Raw genomic sequence first — 24,408 nt, 5'->3', positions numbered from 1 at the left:
GCTGTCGTGTGCTGGGTGGTGTCAGGTGATGAGGGTGTCGACGAGGTGGCTGCGGAGCTCGTGGACGGTCAGGGGTGGGGCGGTGGTGGTGGTTGTGGCGGTGCCGGTGATGGGGGTGTAGGTGGTCCCGTTGTCGAGGGAGTATTCCCCGGTCCAGGTGGTGGTCATGGTGACGGTGTAGGTGCCGGTGGTGGTGTAGGTGTGGCTGAGGGTGTGGTGGGGCCAGGGGTGGCCGGGGTCGGTGGTGGTGGTGGGTGGGGTGCCGTCGGTCCAGTCCCAGGTGTAGTGGGTGGGGGTGGCGCGGATGGTGACGGGTTGGCCCAGGAGGGTGGTGGTGAGGGTCTGGGGGTGGGGGTCGGTGTAGGCGATGGTGGCCATGGTGACGGGGATCCAGCCGTGGGGTGGTCCGACGGTGATGGTGGAGGGGGTCAGGGGCAGGGTGCGGAAGTCGGCTTCGGTGACGACCAGGGGTGCGGGGTCGGTGGTGTTGCAGGCGACGACGGAGTTGAGGGTGGGGTTGCTGTAGGTGCCGTCGGGTTGGAGGGTCTGGATGACTGTGGGGGCGAGTTCGAAGCCGAGGGTGGGGTCGCAGTCTTGCATCTCGGCGACCGCCCGTCCGATGCAGGTTCCCGCGACGCCGACGATCCCCAAGGCCGTCGTGGCCTCGCAGGTCTCGGTCCTGGTGATGAGCACCGGTGGGGGTGTTGTGGCTGCCGGAGACGACGACGGGGCACGCGCGCCACACCCCGTGGTCGATGTCGTGGACTGTGCATTGAGATTCAGGTACTTGTCCGCAAACTTCGCCGCACTGTCCCGAACCTCGCCTCCTGAACAGGAGCCACGCATCTCCATCGCCTGCGCCTGGTGGCTACTGAGGTTCGCCGGAGAATGCAGGATGAGCAGGGTCGACGCCACGACGATGTACCACTTCATGACGAGGGCACCACCCCGGCAAGCCCTTCACGGACGATCCAGGTGTTGTCAGGCTGATGTTCGATGACGACTGCGACGTCGAGTCCCTGATCACCCGCTGACTCGTAGATGACGGATCCATCGGCTGAGAAGGCGGTAAACGGTGCGCGATCTTGCGTTCCCCACACGACGTAGAACGGATCATCTCCGGGAGGATCCACCGCCGTGGTCGTCAACGCTGTCTGGCCACCAACAGTCACTGCTCCCGCTGCGACATCGCCCGTCACTTCGCTGATGACTGCGCTACAGAACGTGCTGGCTGTGTCACACAGCTCGGTGAACTCCTCCAGATCCTGGCTCCGGGTCGCATAGCCATAGAGCTCGATGAAGTACTCGGCCGCAGCCTGCGCCCCGGCCTCGTCGTCGTTGTCCATGGCTGCAGGACGGTCCGGCGGCACCAGCGGCTCGCCGGCGCGATCCGTGGCCACAGGCTCCGCTTCCTGGGACGGCTCTGGCGTGGGAGCCGGCGTCGTCGTCTCCACAGGTCCGCTCGGCGACGGCGCAGCCGACGATCCGTCACCGCACCCGGCCACCACCAGCAGGGCACCAACACACAGCGCCATCCAGGGGCCGCGTCGCATCCTCCGAAAAGTCATGTGGCCGACATTACGGCCGCAAGCGGCATCGCGGCACGTTATGTCGTGACCTGTGGACGGCCCGGCCCCAGGTCACGGCGCGCGGAGTCAGTCCGTGGGTGCCTGGCTAGCCCCGACCGAGGAGCGCACCACCGGGATGATGTAGACGGGAAAGTTCACCGACCGTGAGATGAAGCAGTGAGCGTGGGCCCGCTCGTGCAGCCCGGCGACGAGCGCGTCGCGTCCGGGGGCGTCGTCGTCGTCGATGATGACGTGCGGGTGCAGCTCGATCTCGGTGAACTGTCCGGCGCCGGCGGACTCCACGCGCATGGTGCCCACCGCGGTGTCGGTGTAGGACCGCACGACCACCCCGGAGCTGGCTGCCATGTGCAGGAACCACAGCATGTGGCACTGCGCGAGGCTCGCCACGAAGAGGTCCTCGGGGGTGTGCCGGGCCGGGTCCCCACGGAAGGCGGGGTCCGCGCTGGCGAGGATGTCCGCCTTGCCGGCCGCGCCGACGATGTGGTCACGGGAGTAGCTCGTGTAGCTGGCGGTCCCCTCCGCGCCCGCGCCGGTCCAGGTGATGGCTGTGGTGTAGGAGTGGAATGCGCCCATGTCCCACACCGTAGCCGCAGCGAGACGAATGTGACAGCGATCACACTACGTGCGTGTCGCGCGCCGTCCGCCGGAGAGGCAGCGGTCGCTGTCAGCCCTCTGAACTAGGCTCCTTGGCATGGCCGATCCAGCAACCTACCGACCTGCCCCGGGGGAGATCCCGACCACCCCCGGCGTCTACCGCTTCCGTGACGAGCACGGCCGGGTCATCTACGTGGGCAAGGCCAAGAACCTGCGCGCCCGGCTCGCCAACTACTTCCAGGACCTGTCAGCGCTGCACCCGCGCACCCAGTCGATGGTCACCACCGCCGCGTCGGTGGAGTGGACGGTCGTGGGCACCGAGGTCGAGGCCCTGGCCCTGGAGTACTCCTGGATCAAGGAGTTCGACCCGCGCTTCAACGTCAAGTACCGCGACGACAAGTCCTACCCCTACCTCGCGGTGACGATGGGGGAGTCCGTCCCCCGCGCCCAGGTCATGCGCGGCGCCAAGCGCTCCGGAACCCGGTACTTCGGGCCCTTCCCGCACGCCTGGGCGATCCGCGAGACCCTCGACCTCCTGCTGCGGGTCTTCCCCATCCGCACCTGCTCAGCAGGGGTCTACCGGCGCGCCCAGCAGTCCGGCCGCCCGTGCCTGCTCGGCTACATCGACAAGTGCTCCGCGCCCTGCGTCGGGCGGATCACCCAGGATGCCCACCGGGCCCTTGCCGAGGACTTCTGCGCCTTCATGGCCGGGGACACGGGCAAGTTCGTGCGGCGTCTCACCGACGAGATGTCGATCGCTGCCCAGAACATGGAGTACGAGCAGGCCGCACGGCTGCGCGACGACATCCAGGCCCTGCAGCGCGCCATGGAGAAGAACGCCGTCGTGCTCGACGACGGCACGGACGCGGACATCTTCGCCCTCGTCGGGGACGAGCTCGAGGCCGCAGTCCAGGTCTTCCACGTGCGCGGCGGACGCATCCGCGGCCAGCGTGGCTGGGTCGTGGAGAAGGTCGAGGACGTCACCGACGCGGACCTCGTCGAGCACCTGCTCCAGCAGGTCTACGGCTCTGCCGACGAGAACGCGGGAGGCGATCTCGCCGCCGCCCGAGACAGCGGGCTGGTCCCGCGCGAGGTCCTCGTGCCGGTCCTGCCGACCGACACCGAGGAGGTGGCCGCCTGGCTCACCGGGCTGCGCGGGGCGAAGGTCGACGTGCGCGTCCCTCAGCGCGGGGATAAGCGCGAGCTCGCCGAGACGGTGCGCAAGAACGCTGAGCACGCCCTCGCCCTGCACCGCACGCGGCGGGCCGGCGACCTCACCACCCGTAGCCTGGCGCTGCGTGAGATCCAGGAGGCGCTCGGCCTCGACAGCGCCCCGCTGCGCATCGAGTGCTACGACATCTCCACGACCATGGGCACCTACCAGGCCGCCTCGATGGTGGTCTTCGAGGACGGGCTGCCGCGCAAGAGCGAGTACCGGACCTTCCACATCCGCGGCCCGGAGGGCGACGGCGCGCGCGACGACACCGCAGCGATGTACGAGGTCATCACCCGACGGTTCAAGCGGTACCTCACCGACCGGTCCGCCTCCGGAGAGCTGGAGCTCGAGTCGGTCGTCGAGCGGACCTCCGGCGAGGTGGGCCCGGAGGTCGCGGACGAGGACAAGGCCGGCGACGGCGCTCAGCGCCGCCGTTTCGCCTACCCGCCCAACCTCGTCGTCGTCGACGGCGGGCCGCCCCAGGTCGCGGCCGCCGCCCAGGCGCTGGCCGACCTCGGCGTGGTCGACGTCGCGCTGTGCGGCCTGGCCAAGCGGCTGGAGGAGGTCTGGGTGCCGGGGGAGGAGTACCCGGTCATCCTGCAGCGGTCCTCCGAGGGGCTGTACCTGTTGCAGCGGGTCCGTGACGAGGCGCACCGCTTCGCGATCAACGCCCACCGTGCCAAGCGCGGCAAGGGGATGACCGTCTCCGCGCTCGACGACATCCCTGGGCTCGGTCCTGCGCGCAAGAGCGCGCTGCTGCGCCACTTCGGGTCGCTCAAGCGGCTGCGGGCGGCCACGGTGGAGGAGATCGTCACCGTCCCGGGGATGGGTCAGCGCACCGCGGAGGCCGTCGTGGCAGCGCTACGCCCGGCAGGCGCAGCGCCAGCCAGCACCGAAGCACCTGCTAGCGCCGACGCGCCCGCTAGCGCCGACTCACCCGCTAGCGCCGAGGCGCCTGCCAGCGCAGACGCTGCCGCCTCGCCGGTCTCCGCCGGGTCGGACGAGGCACACTGACCTCCCGATGCCTGGCATGCTAGGGCTATGAGTGAAGAGTCTGCTCCGATGACCGTCCCGCAGGGGATCCCCGCAGTCGAAGCTGTGACCCACCCGCCAGAACCACCGACCAGCGAGGTCCTCATCATCACCGGCATGTCCGGGGCCGGGCGGTCCCGGGCAGCGATGGTCCTGGAGGACCTCGACTGGTACGTCGTGGACAACCTGCCGCCCAAGATGCTCGTCCCGCTCGTCGACATGATGACCCGGTCCGGGTCGTCGATCACCCGCGTCGGCGCCGTCGTGGACGTGCGCGGCCGTGAGTTCTTCAACGACCTCACCGATGTGCTCACCCGCTTCCGCAAGCGAGGGATCCAGTACCGGATCCTCTTCCTGGACGCCTCCGACGAGGTCCTGGTGCGCCGCTTCGAGCAGGTGCGCCGCCCGCACCCGCTCCAGGGGGAGGGCCGGGTCCTGGACGGCATCGAGATCGAGCGACAGCTCCTCGGGGCCATGCGCACGCGCGCCGACGTCCTCATCGACACCTCGGACCTCAACGTCCACGACCTCGCCCGCGAGGTGCGCAAGTCGGTGGCCGAGGCCAAGCACGAGAACCTGCGGATCAACGTCGTGTCCTTCGGCTTCAAGTACGGCATCCCCCTGGACGCCGACCACGTCGTCGACATGCGCTTCCTGTCCAACCCGTACTGGATCACCGAGCTGCGCCACCTCACCGGACGCGACGCCCCGGTGCGTGACTTCGTCCTGGGGCTGCCCGGTGCGAAGGAATTCATCTCCCGGTACGTCGCGGCCCTGGAACCGGTGCTGGACGGCTACCTCAGCGAGGAGAAGCGCTACGTCACCATCGCCATCGGGTGCACCGGCGGCAAGCACCGCTCGGTCGCGGTGAGCGAGGCCATCGCCCAGGCCCTGCGGGACCTGGGCCACCCGGTCGCGGTGACGGCCCGGGACCTCGGGAAGGAATGAGCGTGGGATCACTCGACAATCCGTCGGTGGTCGCGCTCGGGGGAGGGCACGGGCTCTCGGCGAGCCTGTCTGCCCTGCGGCTGATGTCCGGCTCGCTCGCCGCCGTGGTCACCGTGGCCGACGACGGCGGGTCCTCCGGTCGGCTGCGCTCCGAGCTCGGGGTGCTCCCGCCTGGTGACCTGCGGATGGCGCTCGCGGCCCTGTGCGACGACTCCGACTGGGGCCGCACCTGGCGCGACGTGCTCCAGCACCGCTTCACCTCCGACGGGGACCTCAACCAGCACGCGGTGGGCAACCTGCTCATCGTCGCGCTGTGGGAGCTGCTCGGGGACTGCGTCGAGGGCCTCGACCTGGTGGGCGAGCTCCTCGGCGCTCGCGGGCGGGTCCTGCCGATGTCCTCGGTCCCGCTGTCCATCGAGGCGGACCTCGTCGTCGACGGCCAGATCCGCACGATCGTGGGGCAGTCGGCCGTCGGCGCGACCGACGGTCGGGTGGAGCGCATCCGGCTCATCCCGGCGGACCCTCCCGCTCACCCTGACGCGGTGACCGCGGTCATGGATGCGGACTGGGTGATCCTGGGGCCGGGCTCGTGGTTCTCCTCGGTGATGCCGCACCTGCTGGTTCCTGAGCTGGCGGAGGCGCTGCACACGACCAAGGGCCGCCGGTGCCTGACCCTCAACCTCGCCACGGATACGAACGAGACGCACGGGATGACCGTCGTAGAGCACCTGCAAGCGCTCTACGAGCACGCACCGAACCTGCGGATCGACGCCGTGCTGGCCGACCCGTCCGCCGTCGACGACCCGGAGGTGCTCGTCGCGGAGGTGGAGCGGATGGGCGCTCGGCTGCTCATGCGCCAGGTGCGCCGCGGGGACGGGACTGCCCGTCACGACCCGCTCCGGCTGGCCGCCGCCTATCGGGACGTCTTCGACAACTTCCTCGGTGACGTGGGCACACCCAGCAGCTGAGGAACCCGGGGGCGGTGATTCGGCACCTGGATTGGATGGCAGGATTGCCTCCATGGCGCTCACTGCTCAGGTGAAAGACGAACTGGCCCGACTTCCGATCGAGAAGACCTCCTGCCGCAAGGCCGAGGTCTCTTCGCTGCTCCGGTTCGCCGGGGGACTGCACCTGGTCTCCGGGCGGATCGTCATCGAGGCGGAGCTGGACACCGCGATCGCTGCCCGTCGGCTCCGACAGGCGATCTCCGAGGTGTACGGGCACACCAGCGAGATCATCGTCGTCTCTGCCGGCGGCATCCGCCGCGGCAGCCGGTACGTCATCCGGGTGGCCAAGGACGGAGAGTCACTGGCTCGTCAGACGGGGCTGCTGGACAGCCGTGGCCGTCCGGTGCGCGGCCTGCCGCCGCAGGTCGTCTCGGCCGGCATCGCCGAGGCGGAGGCCGCCTGGCGCGGCGCCTTCCTCGCCCACGGCTCGCTCACCGAGCCGGGTCGGTCCTCGGCCCTGGAGGTCACCTGCCCCGGACCTGAGGCAGCGCTCGCCCTCGTGGGCGCCGCTCGCCGCCTGGGCATCACCGCCAAGGCCCGTGAGGTCCGCGGCGTGGACCGGGTGGTCATCCGCGACGGCGAGGCGATCGGCACGCTGCTCACGCGCCTCGGCGCGCACGACACCGTCAAGGTGTGGGAGGAGCGGCGCCAGCGTCGTGAGGTCCGTGGGACGGCGAACCGCCTGGCGAACTTCGACGACGCGAACCTGCGCCGCTCGGCGCGCGCGGCGGTGGCCGCCGGCGCGCGGGTGGAACGGGCCTTCGAGATCCTGGGCGCCGACCTGCCCGAGCACCTGCGTCAGGCGGGCGAGCTGCGTCTGGCGCACAAGCAGGCTTCCCTCGAGGAGCTCGGCCAGCTGGCAGACCCGCCGCTGACCAAGGACGCCGTCGCCGGGCGCATCCGCCGTCTGCTCGCGACCGCAGACAAGCGCGCGGAGGAACTGGGCATCCCCGACACCGAGGCGGGCCTGAGCCCGGATCTTCTCGACCTCTGAGCAGTCCAGCCTCTGCCCTGACCTGCGTGAGTTCCGCTGAGCGCGGAGAGTCGCGACCGCGGTCGGTGCACACCAGACATTCCGGACGGCATGGCCGTCTCACAGGGACGATGGTCCTCACACAAACCGCCGTGGGGGTATAGGCTCAAGTGGTCGGGTTCACACGAAGCCTGCGCAAGTCGGAGACGGCTCGCGGGCAGCGGAGAAACCGACATTTCACCAACGTACGCTGACGTACGTGACGTTCGTCAACAACCGTGCGTCGGTTCGTCCGGCGCGCCCCGAGGAGGGCATAGTGACCATCCGCGTCGGAATCAACGGCTTCGGTCGTATTGGACGTAACTTCTTCCGCGCAATCCTTGCGTCTGGTGCAGACATCGAGATCGTCGGTGTCAACGACCTCACGGACAACAAGACCCTTGCGCACCTGCTCAAGTACGACTCTGTCCTGGGTCGTCTCGACGCAGACGTGACCTTCGACGACGACTCGATCTCCGTCAACGGCAAGAAGATCAAGGCCCTGGCCGAGCGCAACCCGGCAGACCTGCCTTGGGGCGCCCTGGGTGCCGACATCGTCATCGAGTCGACCGGTTTCTTCACCGACGCCACGAAGGCAAAGGCTCACATCGAGGCCGGCGCCAAGAAGGTCATCATCTCCGCTCCCGCGAGCAACGAGGACGGCACCTTCGTCATCGGTGTCAACGAGGGCGACTACGACCCCGCGACGATGCACATCATCTCCAACGCGTCGTGCACCACGAACTGCCTGGCCCCGATGGCCAAGGTCCTCGACGAGGCCTTCCGCATCGAGCGTGGTCTCATGACCACGATCCACGCCTACACCGGTGACCAGAACCTGCAGGACGGCCCCCACAAGGACCTCCGCCGCGCCCGCGCAGCAGCGATCAACATCGTCCCGACCTCGACCGGTGCGGCCAAGGCCGTGGCGCTCGTCCTCCCGCAGCTCAAGGGCAAGCTCGACGGCTACGCGCTCCGCGTCCCCGTGCCCACCGGCTCCGCCACGGACCTCACCTTCACCGCCTCCAAGGAGGTCACGGTCGAGTCCGTCAACGCAGCGATCAAGGCTGCAGCCGAGGGCCCCCTCAAGGGCATCCTCGTCTACACCGAAGACCCGCTCGTCTCCTCCGACATCGTGACGGACCCGGCCTCGAGCATCTTCGACGCCGGCCTCACCAAGGTCATCGGCGACCAGGTCAAGGTCGTCTCCTGGTACGACAACGAGTGGGGCTACTCCAACCGTCTCGTGGACCTCACCGTCCTCGTCGGCGAGAAGCTCTGATCCTCGCGCAGCGATGATCTTCGGGTGAGAACCCGTAGTTGATGAAGCGTCCGCGTGAGTGATGAGCCAACCGGCAGTCGTCACTCACGCGGACGTTCGCATGTCCGCCCCCTGAGCTTGGAGTATTCATGAAGACGATCGAGGACCTCGGCGACCTGCGCGGCAAGCGCGTGCTCGTCCGCTCTGACTTCAACGTGCCGCTCGACGGCACGACCATCACCGATGACGGCCGCATCCGCGCAGCCCTCCCCACCCTCAAGTCCCTGGTCGACGCCGGCGCGAAGGTCATCGTGACCGCGCACCTGGGCCGTCCCAAGGGCGCTCCTGAGGACAAGTACTCCCTCGCCCCCGTGGCCGCACGCCTGGGTGAGCTGCTCGGCGCACCGGTGACGCTGGCCAAGGACACCGTCGGCGAGTCCGCCAAGGCGACCGTCGCGGCCCTCGGCGACGGCGAGGTCGCTCTGCTCGAGAACATCCGCTTCGACCCGCGCGAGACCTCCAAGGTCGACGCCGAGCGTGCCAGCCTGGCTGCTGACCTCGCCGAGCTCGCGGACTTCTACGTCTCCGACGGCTTCGGCGTCGTGCACCGCAAGCAGGCGTCGGTCTACGACATCGCCCAGGTGCTGCCGTCCGCAGTCGGCGCGCTCGTCCTCAAGGAGGTCGAGTCGCTGAAGAAGGCCACCGAGAACCCGGCGCGTCCCTACGTCGTCGTGCTCGGCGGCTCCAAGGTCTCCGACAAGCTCGGCGTCATCGCGAACCTCATCACCAAGGCTGACCGTCTGCTCATCGGTGGCGGGATGGTCTTCACCTTCCTCGCGGCCAAGGGCTACTCAGTCGGCAACTCCCTCCTGGAGATCGACCAGATCGAGACCGTCAAGGGCTACCTGGCCGACGCCGAGAAGGCCGGCGTGGAGATCGTCCTGCCGACCGACATCATCGTTGCGAGCGAGTTCAAGGCTGACTCGCCCGCCGAGGTCGTCCCCGCGGACGCCATCCCCGACGGCAAGATCGGCCTGGACATCGGCCCCGAGTCGCAGAAGCTCTTCGCATCCAAGATCGTCGATGCCAAGACCGTGGTCTGGAACGGCCCGGCCGGCGTGTTCGAGTTCGAGGCGTTCTCCGGTGGCACCCGTGCCGTCGCGCAGGCTCTCGTGGACGCGACCGCCAACGGCGCCTTCTCGATCGTCGGCGGCGGCGACTCGGCCGCGGCCGTGCGCATCCTCGGCTTCGACGAGGATGGCTTCAGCCACATCTCCACCGGTGGTGGCGCGAGCCTGGAGTTCCTCGAGGGCAAGTCGCTGCCCGGCATCGCCGTCCTCGACTCCTGACGTACGCCCACCCCTGACGCACCGACGAAGAAGGTAGAACCACACCATGGCTAACGCCCGTACCCCGCTCATCGCGGGTAACTGGAAGATGAACAAGGACCACCAGGAGGCGATCCAGCTCACGCAGAAGCTCGCCTGGTCCCTCAAGGACGCCAAGCACGACTTCTCGGCCGTCGAGGTCACCGTGCTCGTCCCGTTCACGGACCTGCGCAGCGTGCAGACCCTCGTCGACGCCGACCAGCTCGAGCTGAGCTACGGCGCCCAGGACGTCTCCCAGCACGTCTCCGGCGCGTACACCGGCGAGATCTCACCGGTGTTCCTGAGCAAGCTCGGCGTGAAGTACGTCGCGGTCGGTCACTCCGAGCGTCGTCAGTACCACAACGAGGACGACGCGCTCGTCAACGCCAAGTCGAAGAACGCCCTCGCCCACGGCATCATCCCGATCATCTGCGTCGGTGAGGCCCTGGACATCCGCAAGGCCGGGGACCAGGTCTCCTACACCCTCGCCCAGGTTGACGGCGCCCTCGCCGGCTTCTCGGCCGAGGACGCGGCCAAGGTCGTCATCGCCTACGAGCCCGTCTGGGCCATCGGCACCGGCGAGGTCGCCACCCCGCAGGACGCCCAGGAGGTTGCCGGAGCCATCCGCACCCGCCTGGCCGAGCTGTACTCGGCCGAGGTGGCCGACGCCGTCCGCGTGCTCTACGGCGGTTCGGTCAAGTCCTCCTCGATCGCCGAGCTCATGAAGGAGACCGACGTCGACGGCGCCCTCGTGGGCGGCGCGAGCCTGGACCCCGAAGAGTTCGCGAAGATCGCGGGCTACCAGGGCTGAGACTCCACCCGGTCGCGTCGATGACATGACCGGCCCTCCATGGCCCACCGATACCTCGGTATCGGTGGGCCATGTGCGTGGGCACCTGAGAAGTGGCCTATTCTTGACCCCAGCGCGGACAGTGTTGTGCGTCACGGTTTTCGCCTCGTGCGGAAATGCCACCGAGAGAAAGAAAGAACGATTCTGTGGACATCTTGCGTATCGCCCTGAACGTGGTCCTCGTGCTCACGAGCGCCCTCCTGATCCTGCTCATCCTGCTGCACAAGGGCAAGGGCGGGGGACTGTCGGACATGTTCGGTGGAGGTGTCTCGAGCAGCGTGGGCAGCTCGGGCGTGGCCGAGCGCAACCTCAACCGCCTGACGATCGGCTTCGCCCTCGTGTGGTTCGCCGCCGTCGTGCTGCTCGGTCTGATCCAAAAGGCTTCACCCGCCCTCGGGTGACCTGTCCCTTCTCTTGCTGGAGCTGTCGTGGCTGGTGGTAGTGCGATCCGCGGATCGCGTGTAGGCGCTGGACCCATGGGCGAGGCCGAGCGCGGGACCACCGCGCCCCGGTTCTTCGTGTCGTACTTCTGCGCCAACGCGCACGAGACCCGCCCGAGCTTCTCGATCGAGTCCGGCGCGCAGGCGCCCGAGCTCTGGGACTGCACGCGGTGCGGTTGCCCAGCCGGCCAGGACCGGGAGAATCCCCCGAGCAAGCACCACAACGAGCCGTACAAGACGCACCTCGCCTACGTGAAGGAGCGGCGCAGTGTCGAGGACGGCGACGCCCTCCTCGCCGAGGCCCTCGCGGCGCTGCGCGCCCGCCGAGGTCGCTGACCCGACGCTGCTGACACGCAGAAGGCCGCCAGATGCTCTCGCACCTGGCGGCCTTCGTCGTTGTCGCAGACCTGTCCGTGAACGCTCAGGCCAGCGTGACGTCCTGAGCGGCAGCAGCCGAGTCGAGCAGCCACAGCGTGACCGCGGTGCCCACAGCAGCAGAGACCGGTGCGGCCGGGTCGCCGGCCAGCCCGTCCGCCACGGCCTGGGCCTTCTCCGCGCCGGCGGCCACGATCCACACCTCGCGCGAGGCCTGGATCGTCTCGACCGTGAGCGAGACGCGCTCGGGCGGCGGCTTCGGTGAGCTGCGCACCCCCACGGTCGTCACGCCGGTCACCTCGAGGGCCGGGTGACCCGGGAACAGGGAGGCGACGTGCGCGTCGGGGCCCATGCCCAGCAGCGTCACGTCGAAGACCGGAGCCTGCTCGCCCTCGGGAGCGAAGGCGGCCAGCTCGCCGGCGTAGCGCTCAGCAGCAGCCTCCACCGTGAGCGTGCCGTCGGCGGCCGGCATCGGGTGGACGTTCTCGGCCGGCAGCGTGGTCAGGTGGTCGAGCAGCGCGCGCCGGGCCTGGGTCTCGTTGCGGTCCGGGTCGCCGTCGGGCAGGAAGCGCTCGTCGCCCCACCACAGGTGCACCCCGGACCAGTCGACCGCGTCGCGGACCGGGTTGGTCGCCACCGCGGCGAGCATCGCGATGCCCACGGTGCCGCCGGTGAGGACGAGGTGCACGGGGGAGTGCACGGACTGCAGGTCGAGCACCCGGGTGAGCAGGCGCGCTGCGGCAGCCTGCGCGAGCACCTGAGCGTCGGGGTGGACCACGACGAGACGCTGGCCGCTCATGCGGTCACCTCCACCCGGGCCAGGCCCTTGGACAGGACCTCACCGTAGACGTCGTCGGGGTCCAGGCGGCGCAGCTCCTCCGAGAGGCACTCGCGCAGCTCACGGACGGGCAGGGCGATGCGGTGGGCCGGCTGCCCGGGCTGGGACAGGGTGGCGATCCGGCCGTCCGGGCGCTCCAGGACGATCTCCCCGGACTTGCGGCGCAGGATGACCTTGGTGATCGCGTTGGCCGAGGTCTGGCGGGCGATCTTCACCGGGCAGCGCAGGCGCTGGGCGAGCCACGCGGCGAGGAGGTCGACCGAGGGGTGGGACTCGTCGCCCTCGACGACGGCCTCGGTCACGGACTCGAAGGGAGCCTGGTCCAGCGTCGCGGCGAGGAGGCCGCGCCACACGGTGACCCGGGTCCACGCGAGGTCGATGTCACCGGGCTGGTGGTGCGAGCGCAGGGTCTTCAGGGACTCGACAGGGTCCGCGTTGCGCAGCGCGTCGGTGATGCGGATCTTGGCCATCGAGCCGACGAGGTCGTTCGCCGGGCTGTCCGGGAACTCGTGCGGCCACCACACCACGATCGGCGCGTCCGGCAGCAGCAGCGCGGTGACGAGGGTGTCCGGGTGCTCGGCGACCACCGGTGAGGGGCGCAGGATGATGACCTCGCTCGCACCGGCGTCCCCGCCGACCCGGATCTCGGCGTCGAGGCGGTTGGTCGTGGCCTCCGGCTCCGGCGCGATGACGAGGATGCGGCAGGGGTGCTCGCGGCTGGCGTCGTTGGCCGCCTCGACCGCTTCCTCGAAGGTCGACTCGTGGGCGACGATGATGAGCGTCAGGACACGGCCGAGGGCGACCGCGCCGCCGTCCTCGCGGAGCTTGATGAGACGTTTCGCCACGGCGCTGGCCGTGGTCTCAGGCATGGTGATGATCACGTGTGGTCGTCCCTCTCAGGGCTGCGGGTCGGCGAAGGGGTCGGCGGGCGGGTGCGGGCCGTCACGGTCGGCGCCAGGCGCGCCCGTCCCGGGCGAGCATCTCGTCGGCCGACGCCGGACCCCAGGTGCCCGAGCGGTACGGCTCCGGCTTGCCCTTGGCGGCCCAGTGCGCGGTGATCGGGTCGAGGATCTTCCAGGACAGCTCGACCTCCTCGTGGCGCGGGAAGAGCGGCGGGTCGCCGAGCAGCACGTCGAGGATGAGGCGTTCGTAGGCCTCGGGGGAGGACTCGGTGAAGGCGTGGCCGTACCCGAAGTCCATGGTCACGTCGCGGACCTCCATCGCGGTCCCGGGAACCTTGGCACCCAGACGCAGCGTGACGCCCTCGTCGGGCTGGACCCGGATGACGATGGCGTTCTTGCCGAGCTCGGAGGTCGCGGTGGACTCGAAGGGCAGGTGCGGGGCCTTCTTGAACACGACGGCGATCTCGGTGACGCGGCGGCCCAGACGCTTGCCGGCACGCAGGTAGAACGGGACGCCAGCCCATCGACGCGTGTCGATGTCGACGCGGATCGCGGCGAAGGTCTCGGTCGTGGAGTTGGGGTCGGTGCCCTCTTCCTCGAGGTAGCCCACAACCTCCTCGCCGCCCTGCCACCCGGCCTCGTACTGACCGCGGGCGGTGTGCTTGGAGATGTCTGCGGGCAGGCGCATCGCGGACAGGACCTTGATCTTCTCAGCGATGAGGTCGTTGGCGGAGAAGGAGACGGGCTCCTCCATCGCGGTCAGCGCGAGCAGCTGGAGCAGGTGGTTCTGGATGACGTCGCGGGCGGCGCCGATGCCGTCGTAGTACCCCGCGCGGCCCCCGATGCCGATGTCCTCGGCCATGGTGATCTGGACGTGGTCGACGTAGTTCGCGTTCCAGATCGGCTCGTACATCTGGTTGGCGAAGCGCAGCGCCAGGAGGTTCTGGACCGTCTCCTTGCCCAGGTAGTGGTCGATGCGGAAGACGGAGTCGGGGTTGAAGACCTCCGAGACGACGTCGTTGAGCTCGCGCGCGCTGGCCAGGTCGTGGCCGAAGGGCTTCTCGATGACCACGCGGCGCCAGGCGTTCTCCCCGGACTTCGACAGCCCGGAGCGGGCGAGCTGACGGCACACGACCGGGAAGGCGCTCGGCGGGACGGAGAGGTAGAAGGCGTGGTTGCCGCCGGTGCCGCGGATCTCGTCGAGCTCGGCGACGGTCTCGCTGAGCCGCTCGAAGGCCTCGTCGTCGTCGAAGGTGCCCTGGACGAAGCGGATGCCCTCGGCGAGCTGGTTCCACACGGACTCACGCCACGGGGTGCGCGCGTACTGCTTGACGGCGTCGTGCACCACCTGGGCGAAGTCCTGGTCCTCCCAGTCCCGGCGGGCGAAGCCGGTCAGGGCGAACCCTGGGGGCAGGAGGCCGCGGTTGGCGAGGTCGTAGACCGCGGGCATGAGCTTCTTGCGGGCGAGGTCACCCGTGACACCGAAGATGACGAGGCCGCACGGCCCCGCGATACGCGGCAGACGCAGGTCGCGTGGGTCGCGCAACGGGTTTGAATCGGCTTCGATCTTTGCAGGTCTCACTGGCGCCACCATTTCTCAGAGTGCGGGTGCTCGTCCTATCCAACACGATCATCGTCGCTGATCATCCCGTCGGTCGAACGTCGGGTTCCTCCTGAAGTGCACGTACACCTCGGCGTTGCCCGCTCCATTATCAACCGCGACGGGCGATCGGTTCGGGTCGTCTCAGGACCGGGCCTGCTCCAGCCCGGCCGTCACGGTGGCCACCAGCTCCTCCCAGCTGGCCACGAACTTGGCCAGCCCGTCGGTCTCCAGGTGCTCGGTGATCGCGGCCAGGTCTCCGCCCACCCGCGCGAAGGCCCCGATGGTGACGTTGGCCTCGGCGATGTTGGCGCTGATCGTGTCTCCGGTGATGAGGCCGTGGTCGGCGACCGCCTCCAGCGTGGCCTCGGGCATGGTGTTCACCACACCGGGTGCGACGAGCTCGGTGACGTAGAGCGTGTCGGGGTAGGCGGGGTTCTTCACGCCGGTCGAGGCCCACAGCGGACGCTGCGGCTTGGCCCCGATGCGGGCGAGGGCCTGCCAGCGGTGGCTGGCGAGGATCTCGGTGTGGATGTCGTAGGCGAGACGGGCGTTGGCGACGGCGACCGTTCCCTGCAGGGCCAGGGCCTCCGGCGTGCCGATCTCGGCCAGGGCGGCGTCTGCCTCCCCGTCGACGCGGGAGACGAAGAAGGAGGCGACCGAGGCGATGTTCGTCACGTCCAACCCGGCCTCGGCGGCCTGCTCGATCCCGGCGAGGTAGGCCTCGATGACCGCCGCGTAGCGGTCCAGGGAGAAGATCAGCGTGACGTTGACGCTGATCCCCTGCGCGATCGCCGCGGTGATCGCCGGCAGGCCCTCGAGGGTCGCGGGGATCTTGATGAACAGGTTGGGCCGGTCGATGGTCTGCCACAGGAGGCGGGCCAGCTCGACGGTGCCTTCCGTGTCGCGGGCCAGGCGCGGGTCCACCTCGATGGAGACGCGGCCGTCCACGCCGTCCGAGGCGTCGTAGGCCGGGCGCAGCACGTCGCAGGCGTCCTGCACGTCCCGGGTGACGATGGACCACACGGCGGCGTCGACGTCGGCGGGGGAGAGCGGGCCCTCGCCGCCAGCCAGCTCGCTGAGCTGAGCGTCATAGCTCGAGCCCTTGGCCAGCGCACCGGCGAAGATCGTCGGGTTCGTGGTCACGCCGACGACGTTGCGGGTCGCCATGAGCTCGGCGGGTTCCCGGAGGTGATGCGTTCTCGGGAGAGGTCATCGAGCCAGATGGCCACCCCCTCTGCGGACAGCTGCGCGGTGGCTTCTGACTGAAGGGTGCTGGCTTCGGACACGATGACCTCTCCTTAGGATGTGGTGCTCGTTCACTGCTGATAGTGCTGGTGATGCGGATCCTGCTGATTCTGCGGGTGCTGCTGGTGGTGCCAGATGCGGAAGGGCCCGGGCGCTGTGTGCGCCCGGGCCCCGGTGGATCAGATCTGGTCGCCGGTCCCACCCTGGGAGACGACCGGTGCGGCGCCCGGGGACGTGGACCCGGCAGCGGCGATGGAGTCCTTCGCCGCAGCGGCCACGGCCTCGGCGGTGATGCCGAACTCGCGGTACAGCGTGGCGAAGTCGGCCGAGGCACCGTAGTGCTCGATGCTGACCGAGCGACCGGCGTCGCCGATCAGGTCGCGCCAGCCCTGAGCGATCCCGGCCTCGACCGAGACCCGGGCCTTGACCGAGGACGGCAGCACCGACTCGCGGTACTCCGCGTCCTGGGCGTTGAACCACTCCAGGCACGGCACGGACACCACGCGGGCGTTGATGCCCTCGCCCGCCAGCGCCTTGCGGGCGTCGACGGCGAGCTGGACCTCGGAGCCGGTGCCCAGCAGGATGACGTCGGGCGTGCCGCCCGGAGCCTCGGCCAGCACGTAGGCACCCTGGGCGACGCCGGCGGCGGAGGCGAACTCCTCGCCCTGCGCGGCACCCTCACCGCGGCTGAACGTCGGGACGTTCTGGCGGGTCAGGACGATGCCGGCGGGACGGTCGGTGTGCTCCAGGAGCGTCTTCCAGGCCCAGGAGACCTCGTTGGCGTCGGCAGGACGCACGACGTCCAGGCCCGGGATCGCGCGCAGCGAGGCGAGGTGCTCGATCGGCTGGTGCGTGGGGCCGTCCTCGCCCAGACCGATGGAGTCGTGGGACCAGACGAAGGTGGTCGGGATGCGCATGAGCGCGGCCAGACGCACCGCGGGGCGCATGTAGTCGGAGAAGACCAGGAAGGTCCCGCCGTAGGCGCGGGTGCCGCCGTGCAGGACGATGCCGTTGAGGATCGCGCCCATGGCGTGCTCACGGATACCGAAGTGCAGGGTGCGCCCGTAGGGGTCGCCGGTCCAGGCGTTGGTCGAGTGCTCGGCCGGGATGAAGGACGGCTCGCCCTCCATGGTCGTGTTGTTCGACTCGGCGAGGTCGGCGGAGCCGCCCCAGAGCTCGGGCAGGACCGGGGCGAGGGCGCTGAGCACCTTGCCCGACGCCGCGCGGGTGGAGACGGCCTTGCCGCCCTCGAAGCTCGGCAGGACCGAGTCCCAGCCCTCGGGGAGGGTGCGGGTGCTCAGACGCTCCAGCAGAGCGGCGCCCTCGGGGTTGGAGGTCTTCCACGCCTCGAAGCCGGTCGACCACTCCTTGCGCAGCTCGGCGCCGCGGGCGCCCACCTCGCGGGCGTGGGCCAGCACGTCGTCGGCCACCGCGAAGGACTCCTCGGGGTCCAGGCCCAGGTTGATCTTCAGGCCCTTGACCTCGTCGGCGCCGAGGGCGGAGCCGTGGATCTTGCCGGTGTTCTGCTTGCTCGGCGACGGCCAGCCGATGATGGTGCGCAGCGCGATGATGGAGGGCTTGTCGGTCTCGGACTTCGCGGCGGCCAGCGCGGCGGCGAGCTCCTCGACGTTCTCGACGTAGCCGGTGCCACCCTGCGTCCAGTCCACGCGCTGGGTGTGCCAGCCGTAGGACTCGTAGCGGGCCAGCACGTCCTCGCTGAAGGAGATGTTGACGTCGTCCTCGATCGAGATGTGGTTCTGGTCGTAGATGACCACGAGGTTGCCGAGCTTCTGGTGACCGGCGAGGGAGGACGCCTCGGAGGTGACACCCTCCTGCAGGTCGCCGTCACCGGCGATGACATAGATCGTGTGGTCGAAGGGGCTCTCACCCGGTGCGGCGTGCGGGTCCAGCAGACCGCGCTCGCGGCGGGCGGCCATGGCCATGCCCACCGAGGAGGCCAGGCCCTGTCCGAGTGGCCCGGTCGTGATCTCGACACCGTCGGTGTGCATGTACTCGGGGTGCGCGGGGGTCTTGGAGCCCCAGGTGCGCAGCGCCTTGATGTCGTCGAGGTCGACGTCGTAGCCGGACAGGAAGAGCTGGAGGTAGATCGTCAGCGAGGAGTGGCCGGCGGAGAGCACGAAGCGGTCGCGGCCGACCCACTGGGAGTCGCTCGGGTCGTGGCGCAGCACCTTCTGGAAGAGCAGGTAGGCGGCCGGCGCCAGCGAGATGGCGGTGCCGGGGTGGCCGTTGCCGACCTTCTCGACTGCGTCTGCGGCCAGGGCCTTGATGGTCTTGACCGCGCGGTCGTCGAGCTCTGACCACTCGAAGGGCTTCGCTGCGGGGGTGAAGGCGTTCACCGAACCTCTTTTCTTCGCAGGCGCTGTGCCCGCTCGTTTCTGGCGTGATGGGGGACTGGCGCCCAGTCCCGCTGTGCTCCGTACCACGATACGTGTGCCCGCTCGCGCGAGGCCGAGCCGTCCGTCAGACGGTCGGCCGGGTGCGTGCGGATCGACATCGATCGCAGACCCCAGCGTATCGCGTCGACGCGTCGGAGTGTTAGCGCTCACAACAGGACTTCTCGGCCGTGTTCCCCGTGTTCTGGAGAGGGTGGCAACCAATCTCACAGTGGCTGAGACCACGAACAGCATGGAGTTGGCACACCGTCGACGTAGCATGGGGGGACGTTGGTCACCCCTGCCCCCTGCCTGTCTCGGGCACATGACCTTCCATCAGACGCAGAACGGAACCAGCCCCGCGTGCACACCTCGAGTCCAGCCTCGGCCCACCCGTCCAGCTCGCACCTGGACCGTGGTGCGTCGGCGTCGTCGGCCCCAGTCTCAGACGAGCCCGTCACCCGGTCCGCCGTGGTGCTCGGCCGGATCGGCGCGTACGTCGCGCTGACCAAGCCGCGGGTCATCGAGCTGTTGCTGGTCACGACCGTCCCCACGATGCTGCTCGCCGCCGGCGGGTTCCCGTCGCTGTGGCTGGTGATCGCCACGCTCATCGGCGGCGCCGGCGCGGCCGGTGCGTCCGGGGTCCTCAACTGCTACATCGACCGCGACATCGACGAGGTCATGAACCGGACCAAGCGACGCCCGCTGGTCACCGGTGAGATCACCCCGCGCAACGCGCTGATCTTCGGCCTCGTCCTCGGGGCGGTGTCCCTGGCCTGGTTCGCGGTCTTCGTCAACCTCGCCTCGGCGCTGCTCACCGCGGGTGCGATCGCGATCTACGTCGTCGGCTACACGATGATCCTCAAGCGACGCACGCCGCAGAACATCGTCTGGGGCGGCATCGCCGGGTGCATGCCGGTCTTCATCGGCTGGTCCGCGGTGACCGGCGGCCTGAGCTGGGGCGCCCTGGCGCTCTTCCTCGTCATCTTCTTCTGGACGCCGCCGCACTACTGGCCGCTGTCGATGAAGTTCCGCCGCGACTATGCCGAGGCCGGTGTGCCGATGCTTCCCGTCGTCGCCGACGACCTCAAGGTCGCCCGCGAGATGATCATCTACACGGTGGCCATGATCATCTGCTCCCTGGCCCTCGTCCCGCTCGAGGACATGACCTGGGTCTACGCCGTGGTCGCCGCCGGGCTCGGTGCCTGGTTCCTGGCGCAGTGCATCGGCATGTACCGCCGCGCCGCCGACCCGCGCCGCGGCAAGCTCGGAGCGATGAAGGTGTTCCACGCCTCCATCACGTACCTCACCCTGCTGTTCGTCGCCGTCGGCGTCGACGTCTTCCTCCCGCTGTAGAGCGACCGAGCCCCGTCCCGCCGTGCCCGCCCCGACCACAGCCCGCGCGCTGCAGGAGTACCTCGACCACCTGACGATCGAGCGGGGCCGCTCGGCCAACACGGTGGCCGCCTACCGCCGGGACCTCAGCCGCTACATCGCGTACCTGGACAGCCTCGAGCTCGCGCTGGACGCGGTGACCACCCAGGTGGTCGAGGACTACGTGGTCGTGGTGCGCACCGGGTCCGACGGCGGCGCCCCGCTCGCGGCCGGCTCGGCCGCCCGCAGCCTCGCCGCGCTGCGCGGCTGGCACGGCTTCCTGGTCGACGAGGGTCACGCCACGCACAACCCGGCTCACGGCATCCGCCCGCCCGCTCAGGGCAAGCGGCTGCCCAAGGCCATCTCCACCCACGAGGTCGAGCGGCTGCTGGAGGCGGCGGGCACCGGTGACGGCCCCGGCCCGCTGCGCGACCGGGCCCTGCTCGAGCTGCTCTACTCCACCGGAGCGCGCATCTCCGAGGCCGTCAACCTCGACGTCGACGACCTCGACCTCACCCCCGGGACGGCGGCCGTGCGCCTCTTCGGCAAGGGCAGCAAGGAGCGGGTGGTGCCGGTCGGCTCCTACGCGGTCGTCGCTCTCGACGCCTACATGGTGCGCGCCCGGCCCGAGCTCGCCGGTGCCGGTCGAGGGACCCCAGCGGTGTTCCTCAACACCCGCGGCGCCCGGCTGAGCCGGCAGAGCGCCTGGGCGATCCTGCGCGCCAGCGCCGAGCTCGCCGGCCTGCCCGAGTCCGCGCACGTCTCCCCGCACACCCTGCGCCACTCCTTCGCCACCCACCTGCTCTCCGGCGGGGCCGATGTCCGCGTGGTCCAGGAGCTGCTCGGGCACGCCTCGGTGACCACGACGCAGATCTACACGATGGTCACCGCTGACGCCATGCGCGAGGTGTACGTGCAGTCCCACCCGCGCGCGCTGTGACGGGCACGCCCAGCGCCAGGACCCCTGTGACGCGTGCGGTGAGTGGTGTGCGCCACGCGCTGCACGCCTGCGCGGCGCGGTGACGTGTGCGGACGGGAGCCCTGCGGTAGCGTGAGCGCGTGAGCAGCCAGGCCCCGACCTCCGCACAGATCAACGCGCCGTCCTTCGACCCCGTCGGGCGCCCGTTGCCATCCTTCGACGTGCCCGATCTGCTGGAGGGGCACGGCCCCGCCCGGATCATCGCCATGTGCAACCAGAAGGGCGGCGTCGGCAAGACGACGACGACCATCAACCTGGGCGCGAGCCTGGCCGAGTACGGCCGCCGCGTGCTCATCGTCGACTTCGACCCGCAGGGCGCGGCCTCGGTGGGCCTGGGCATCAACACCCACGAGCTCGACCGCACGGTCTACTCCCTGCTCATGGAACGCGCCGCTGACATCCACGAGATCATCGTGCCCACCCGGTTCCCGGGGCTGCACGTGCTGCCGGCCAACATCGACCTCTCCGCAGCCGAGGTCCAGCTCGTCGGTGAGGTGGCCCGCGAGTCCGTCCTGGCGCGCGTGCTGCGCCCGGTCGTGGACGACTACGACGTCATCCTCGTCGACTGCCAGCCCTCCCTCGGGCTGCTCACCGTCAACGCCCTGACCGCCGCGCACGGCGTGCTCATCCCGCTGGAGTGCGAGTTCTTCGCCCTGCGCGGGGTGGCGCTTCTCGTGGAGACCATCGAGAAGGTCCGCGACCGGCTCAACCCGCGCCTCGAGGTCGACGGCATCATCGCCACCATGTTCGACCCCCGCACCCTGCACTCCCGCGAGGTCATCGCCCGCGTCTACGAGGCCTTCGGTGACACCCTCATGCAGACGGTCATCGGACGGACGGTGAAGTTCCCGGACGCCTCGGTGGCCGCCGAGCCGATCACCACCTACGCCCCCACCCACTCCGGGGCGACGGCGTACCGCCAGCTGGCACGCGAGCTCGTGGCGCGTGGCGACGCTGCCTGAGCTGACCTCGCCTGAGGTGGTGACGCCCGAGGTGGCGACGACCTCGGCGCCCTCAGTGGGAGCCGCGAACCCTGGCGCCGCCGACGCCGCTGAGCCTGCCGGCTTCCGGGTGCACCTGGACAACTTCGAAGGTCCCTTCGACCTGCTGCTGTCCCTCATCGCCAAGCACAAGCTCGACATCACCCAGATCGCCCTGGCGCAGGTCACCGACGAGTTCATCGGCTACATCCGGGCCGCGGACCGCGACCTGTCGACCACGAGCGAGTTCCTGCTGGTGGCGGCGACGCTGCTGGACCTCAAGGCGGCGCGGCTGCTGCCCACCGGCGACGTCGAGGACCCCGAAGACCTCGCCCTGCTCGAGGCGCGCGACCTGCTCTTCGTCCGGCTGCTGCAGTACCGGGCGTACAAGCAGCTCGCTGCGGTCTTCGCCGACCGGCTCGCCGACCAGGGCCGCGGCCTGCCGCGCACGGTGCCCCTCGAGCCGCACCTCGCCGAGCTGCTGCCCGAGCTCGTGTGGACCACCACCCCGGCTGACCTCGCCGCGCTGGCCGCCCAGGCCCTCGCCCCGCGCCCGGCGCCGCCCCAGGTCGACACCAGCCATGTGCACGCCCCCGCCGTGAGCGTTCGCGAGCAGGCCGACCTCATCGTGCGCAGGCTGCGCCGCGACGGCCCGGCGACCTTCCGCGTGCTGGTGGCCGACGCCGAGTCCCGGCTCGTCGTCGTCGCGCGCTTTCTCGCGCTGCTCGAGCTGTTCCGGGAAGGCGTGCTCGCCTTCGACCAGATGGCGCCCCTCGGTGACCTCACCGTGCGGTGGACCGGCGCGGGGGAGGGCGACGTGATCTTGACGACACTGACCTCGGAGGCGAGCGATGACTGACCAGCTGACGACCGAGGCTCCGACCGAGCCGGCCACAGAGGCAACCACAGAGGCAACCACAGCCCCGACCACCGACGCGCCCGCCACCCCGAGCGTCGACGACCTGCCCGGGGGAGCCCTCGCCGCGATCGAGGCGATCCTCATGGTTGCTGACGCCCCGGTCTCCGCCGTCCGCCTCGCCGTTGCCCTGCAGCTGCCCGTCGAGCGGGTCGAGGACCTGCTGTGGCGGCTGACCACCGAGTACTCCCAGGGCGCGCGTCCGGCGGGCTTCGAGCTGCGCGAGGCGGGCGGCGGCTGGCGGTTCTACTCCGCGCCGGCCTTCGCGGACGTCGTCGGGCAGTTCGTCACGGACGGGCAGTCCGCCCGGCTGTCCCAGGCGGCACTGGAAACTCTGGCCGTGATTGCGTACCGTCAACCTGTGACGCGGGGGCAGGTTTCCGCGGTTCGTGGGGTCAGTGTGGACGGTGTGGTGCGCACTCTGACCATGCGTGGGCTGGTCGCCGAGGTGGGCACGGAACCGTCCAGTGGGGCGACCTTGTACGGAACTACGGGATACTTCATGGAGCGCATGGGCTTCACATCGCTCGACGAGCTACCCGCACTAGCACCGCACCTGCCTGAGATCGACGCCGAGGACATGGCCGACGACGCCCAGCGTCGTGGCCTCACCGGCCGATGGGCAGAGCCGGGACCCGCCGAGCCGGCGGGACAGCTCGATGCGACCAAACTGGAGGAAAAAGTACATGAGTAACACCCGTGGCGGCCGCAAGAAGGCTCGCCCGCAGGAAGCGCCCCGCGACGTCCACGTGCCCGACGGCGTGCGGCTGCAGAAGGTCTTGGCGACCGCCGGACTCGGCTCACGACGAGCCTGCGAGAACCTCATCACCGCCGGCCGCGTCGAGGTCGACGGCGTCCTGGTGACCGAGCTGGGCGTGCGGATCGACCCGGACAAGAACGTCGTCCACGTCGACGGTCTGCGGATCCAGCTCGACCAGTCCCTGCTGACCCTGGCGCTCAACAAGCCGCTGGGCGTCGTCTCGACCATGCACGACCCGGACGGTCGCCCGACCCTCGCCGAGTTCGTCGCTGACCGCCCCGAGCGCCTCTTCCACATCGGCCGTCTCGACGCCGACTCCGAGGGCCTCATCCTGCTGACCAACGACGGCGAGCTGGCCAACCGGCTGGCGCACCCCAAGTACGAGATCCCCAAGACGTACCTCGTGCACGTCGAGGGTCGCGTGCCGGCGACGCTGGGCACCAAGCTCACCCACGGCATCGAGCTCGAGGACGGGGTGGCCAAGGTGGACAAGTTCCGCATCGTCGACTCCACCCCGCAGGCGAGCCTCGTCGAGGTCGAGCTGCACGAGGGACGCAACCGCATCATCCGTCGCATGTTCGCTGAGGCCGGCTACCCGGTCAACCAGCTCGTGCGCACGAAGATCGGTCCGGTGCGCCTGGGTGACCTGCGCCCCGGACGCGTCCGCGTCCTCGGCCAGACCGAGCTCGGCACGCTCATGGCGGCCGTCGACCTCTGACCCGGCGCC

Annotated in this window: 22 protein-coding genes and 1 pseudogene; 15 read left to right on the top strand and 8 right to left on the bottom strand. The window is 69.8% G+C overall.

The features are described 5' to 3' along the window. Positions 1-21: 21 nt before the first annotated feature. The 3 genes from SS2_RS08515 to SS2_RS08505 form a co-directional block, all read right to left on the bottom strand. Positions 22-693, bottom strand: a complete 672-nt coding sequence (locus SS2_RS08515; RefSeq protein WP_066463042.1) for a hypothetical protein — start codon at positions 691-693, stop codon at positions 22-24. Positions 694-929: 236 nt separating this feature from the next. After that, positions 930-1,400, bottom strand: a complete 471-nt coding sequence (locus SS2_RS08510; RefSeq protein WP_066463037.1) for a DUF6318 family protein — start codon at positions 1,398-1,400, stop codon at positions 930-932. Positions 1,401-1,655: 255 nt separating this feature from the next. Next, positions 1,656-2,162, bottom strand: a complete 507-nt coding sequence (locus SS2_RS08505; protein WP_066463036.1) for an OsmC family protein — start codon at positions 2,160-2,162, stop codon at positions 1,656-1,658. Positions 2,163-2,280: 118 nt separating this feature from the next. Between SS2_RS08505 and uvrC the strand changes: the two genes are divergently transcribed. The 9 genes from uvrC (at position 2,281) to SS2_RS08460 (ending at position 11,652) form a co-directional block, all read left to right on the top strand. Further along, positions 2,281-4,413 (top strand): excinuclease ABC subunit UvrC, encoded by a 2,133-nt coding sequence (gene uvrC, locus SS2_RS08500; protein ID WP_066463035.1) that lies wholly within the window; start codon positions 2,281-2,283, stop codon positions 4,411-4,413. Between the two features lie 27 nt (positions 4,414-4,440). Beyond that, positions 4,441-5,379 carry an RNase adapter RapZ gene (rapZ, locus tag SS2_RS08495; RefSeq protein ID WP_066463033.1) on the top strand — a complete coding sequence of 313 codons (939 nt, stop codon included), beginning with the start codon at positions 4,441-4,443 and terminating at the stop codon, positions 5,377-5,379. Next, a complete protein-coding gene (locus SS2_RS08490) occupies positions 5,376-6,347 on the top strand; it encodes a gluconeogenesis factor YvcK family protein (RefSeq protein WP_066463026.1) in 972 nt (323 codons plus the stop codon). The genes rapZ and SS2_RS08490 overlap by 4 nt, the downstream gene beginning before the upstream one ends. A gap of 52 nt (positions 6,348-6,399) precedes the next feature. Continuing rightward, on the top strand, positions 6,400-7,380 hold the full coding sequence (whiA, locus tag SS2_RS08485; protein WP_066463024.1) for a DNA-binding protein WhiA: 981 nt from the start codon (positions 6,400-6,402) through the stop codon (positions 7,378-7,380). 295 nt (positions 7,381-7,675) lie between these two features. Further along, a complete protein-coding gene (gap, locus tag SS2_RS08480; protein WP_066463021.1) occupies positions 7,676-8,680 on the top strand; it encodes a type I glyceraldehyde-3-phosphate dehydrogenase in 1,005 nt (334 codons plus the stop codon). 128 nt (positions 8,681-8,808) lie between these two features. Continuing rightward, on the top strand, positions 8,809-10,008 hold the full coding sequence (locus tag SS2_RS08475; RefSeq protein ID WP_066463019.1) for a phosphoglycerate kinase: 1,200 nt from the start codon (positions 8,809-8,811) through the stop codon (positions 10,006-10,008). Between the two features lie 46 nt (positions 10,009-10,054). Then, positions 10,055-10,837, top strand: coding sequence for a triose-phosphate isomerase (gene tpiA, locus SS2_RS08470; RefSeq protein ID WP_066463017.1), 783 nt, complete (start codon positions 10,055-10,057; stop codon positions 10,835-10,837). Positions 10,838-11,022: 185 nt separating this feature from the next. Next, positions 11,023-11,277 carry a preprotein translocase subunit SecG gene (gene secG, locus SS2_RS08465; protein ID WP_066463015.1) on the top strand — a complete coding sequence of 85 codons (255 nt, stop codon included), beginning with the start codon at positions 11,023-11,025 and terminating at the stop codon, positions 11,275-11,277. Between the two features lie 27 nt (positions 11,278-11,304). Continuing rightward, positions 11,305-11,652 carry an RNA polymerase-binding protein RbpA gene (locus SS2_RS08460; protein ID WP_066463014.1) on the top strand — a complete coding sequence of 116 codons (348 nt, stop codon included), beginning with the start codon at positions 11,305-11,307 and terminating at the stop codon, positions 11,650-11,652. Between the two features lie 85 nt (positions 11,653-11,737). Here the strand turns inward: SS2_RS08460 and pgl are convergent, their stop codons facing one another. From pgl to tkt, 5 genes and pseudogenes are all read right to left on the bottom strand, one after another. After that, on the bottom strand, positions 11,738-12,490 hold the full coding sequence (gene pgl / locus SS2_RS08455; protein WP_066463012.1) for a 6-phosphogluconolactonase: 753 nt from the start codon (positions 12,488-12,490) through the stop codon (positions 11,738-11,740). After that, complete coding sequence (locus SS2_RS08450) at positions 12,487-13,410, bottom strand: glucose-6-phosphate dehydrogenase assembly protein OpcA (protein ID WP_066463010.1); 924 nt, start codon at positions 13,408-13,410, stop codon at positions 12,487-12,489. Before SS2_RS08450 ends, pgl begins: the two co-directional genes overlap by 4 nt. Before the next feature lie 61 nt (positions 13,411-13,471). Next, positions 13,472-15,013: a glucose-6-phosphate dehydrogenase gene (gene zwf, locus SS2_RS08445; protein WP_066463005.1), complete on the bottom strand. Its 1,542-nt coding sequence runs from the start codon at positions 15,011-15,013 to the stop codon at positions 13,472-13,474. A gap of 162 nt (positions 15,014-15,175) precedes the next feature. Then, positions 15,176-16,320: pseudogene (gene tal, locus SS2_RS08440) on the bottom strand (transaldolase). A gap of 138 nt (positions 16,321-16,458) precedes the next feature. After that, positions 16,459-18,636, bottom strand: a complete 2,178-nt coding sequence (tkt, locus tag SS2_RS08435) for a transketolase (RefSeq protein ID WP_066463001.1) — start codon at positions 18,634-18,636, stop codon at positions 16,459-16,461. A gap of 507 nt (positions 18,637-19,143) precedes the next feature. Here tkt and SS2_RS08430 point away from each other — a divergent pair. The 6 genes from SS2_RS08430 to SS2_RS08405 all read left to right on the top strand — a co-directional run bounded on the left by SS2_RS08430 (position 19,144) and on the right by SS2_RS08405 (position 24,399). Then, entirely contained in the window at positions 19,144-20,028 is an 885-nt protein-coding gene (locus SS2_RS08430; RefSeq protein WP_066463271.1) for a heme o synthase, read from the top strand. A gap of 22 nt (positions 20,029-20,050) precedes the next feature. Then, a complete protein-coding gene (locus tag SS2_RS08425; protein ID WP_066462999.1) occupies positions 20,051-20,986 on the top strand; it encodes a site-specific tyrosine recombinase XerD in 936 nt (311 codons plus the stop codon). 119 nt (positions 20,987-21,105) lie between these two features. Then, positions 21,106-21,987, top strand: coding sequence for a ParA family protein (locus SS2_RS08420; protein ID WP_066462998.1), 882 nt, complete (start codon positions 21,106-21,108; stop codon positions 21,985-21,987). Continuing rightward, entirely contained in the window at positions 21,980-22,864 is an 885-nt protein-coding gene (locus SS2_RS08415) for a segregation and condensation protein A (RefSeq protein WP_439646297.1), read from the top strand. The genes SS2_RS08420 and SS2_RS08415 overlap by 8 nt, the downstream gene beginning before the upstream one ends. Further along, the gene (gene scpB / locus SS2_RS08410) at positions 22,857-23,615 is read left to right on the top strand and encodes an SMC-Scp complex subunit ScpB (RefSeq protein ID WP_083942004.1); all 759 of its coding nucleotides are present in this window, start codon (positions 22,857-22,859) and stop codon (positions 23,613-23,615) included. Before SS2_RS08415 ends, scpB begins: the two co-directional genes overlap by 8 nt. Continuing rightward, positions 23,608-24,399, top strand: a complete 792-nt coding sequence (locus SS2_RS08405) for a pseudouridine synthase (protein WP_066462997.1) — start codon at positions 23,608-23,610, stop codon at positions 24,397-24,399. Before scpB ends, SS2_RS08405 begins: the two co-directional genes overlap by 8 nt. Positions 24,400-24,408: the final 9 nt, after the last annotated feature.

It is taken from the genome of Sanguibacter suarezii NBRC 16159, from assembly GCF_001552735.1.
In the GTDB taxonomy this organism is placed as follows: domain Bacteria; phylum Actinomycetota; class Actinomycetes; order Actinomycetales; family Cellulomonadaceae; genus Sanguibacter; species Sanguibacter suarezii.
This window is presented reverse-complemented; position numbering and strand designations above follow the sequence as displayed.

Coding starts and splice junctions, on each gene's coding strand:
- SS2_RS08505 (WP_066463036.1), bottom strand. CDS start 2,162: ATGGGCGCATTCCACTCCTACACCACAGCCATCACCTGGACCGGCGCG.
- uvrC (WP_066463035.1), top strand. CDS start 2,281: ATGGCCGATCCAGCAACCTACCGACCTGCCCCGGGGGAGATCCCGACC.
- rapZ (WP_066463033.1), top strand. CDS start 4,441: ATGAGTGAAGAGTCTGCTCCGATGACCGTCCCGCAGGGGATCCCCGCA.
- SS2_RS08490 (WP_066463026.1), top strand. CDS start 5,376: ATGAGCGTGGGATCACTCGACAATCCGTCGGTGGTCGCGCTCGGGGGA.
- whiA (WP_066463024.1), top strand. CDS start 6,400: ATGGCGCTCACTGCTCAGGTGAAAGACGAACTGGCCCGACTTCCGATC.
- SS2_RS08475 (WP_066463019.1), top strand. CDS start 8,809: ATGAAGACGATCGAGGACCTCGGCGACCTGCGCGGCAAGCGCGTGCTC.
- tpiA (WP_066463017.1), top strand. CDS start 10,055: ATGGCTAACGCCCGTACCCCGCTCATCGCGGGTAACTGGAAGATGAAC.
- pgl (WP_066463012.1), bottom strand. CDS start 12,490: ATGAGCGGCCAGCGTCTCGTCGTGGTCCACCCCGACGCTCAGGTGCTC.
- scpB (WP_083942004.1), top strand. CDS start 22,857: ATGACTGACCAGCTGACGACCGAGGCTCCGACCGAGCCGGCCACAGAG.
- SS2_RS08405 (WP_066462997.1), top strand. CDS start 23,608: ATGAGTAACACCCGTGGCGGCCGCAAGAAGGCTCGCCCGCAGGAAGCG.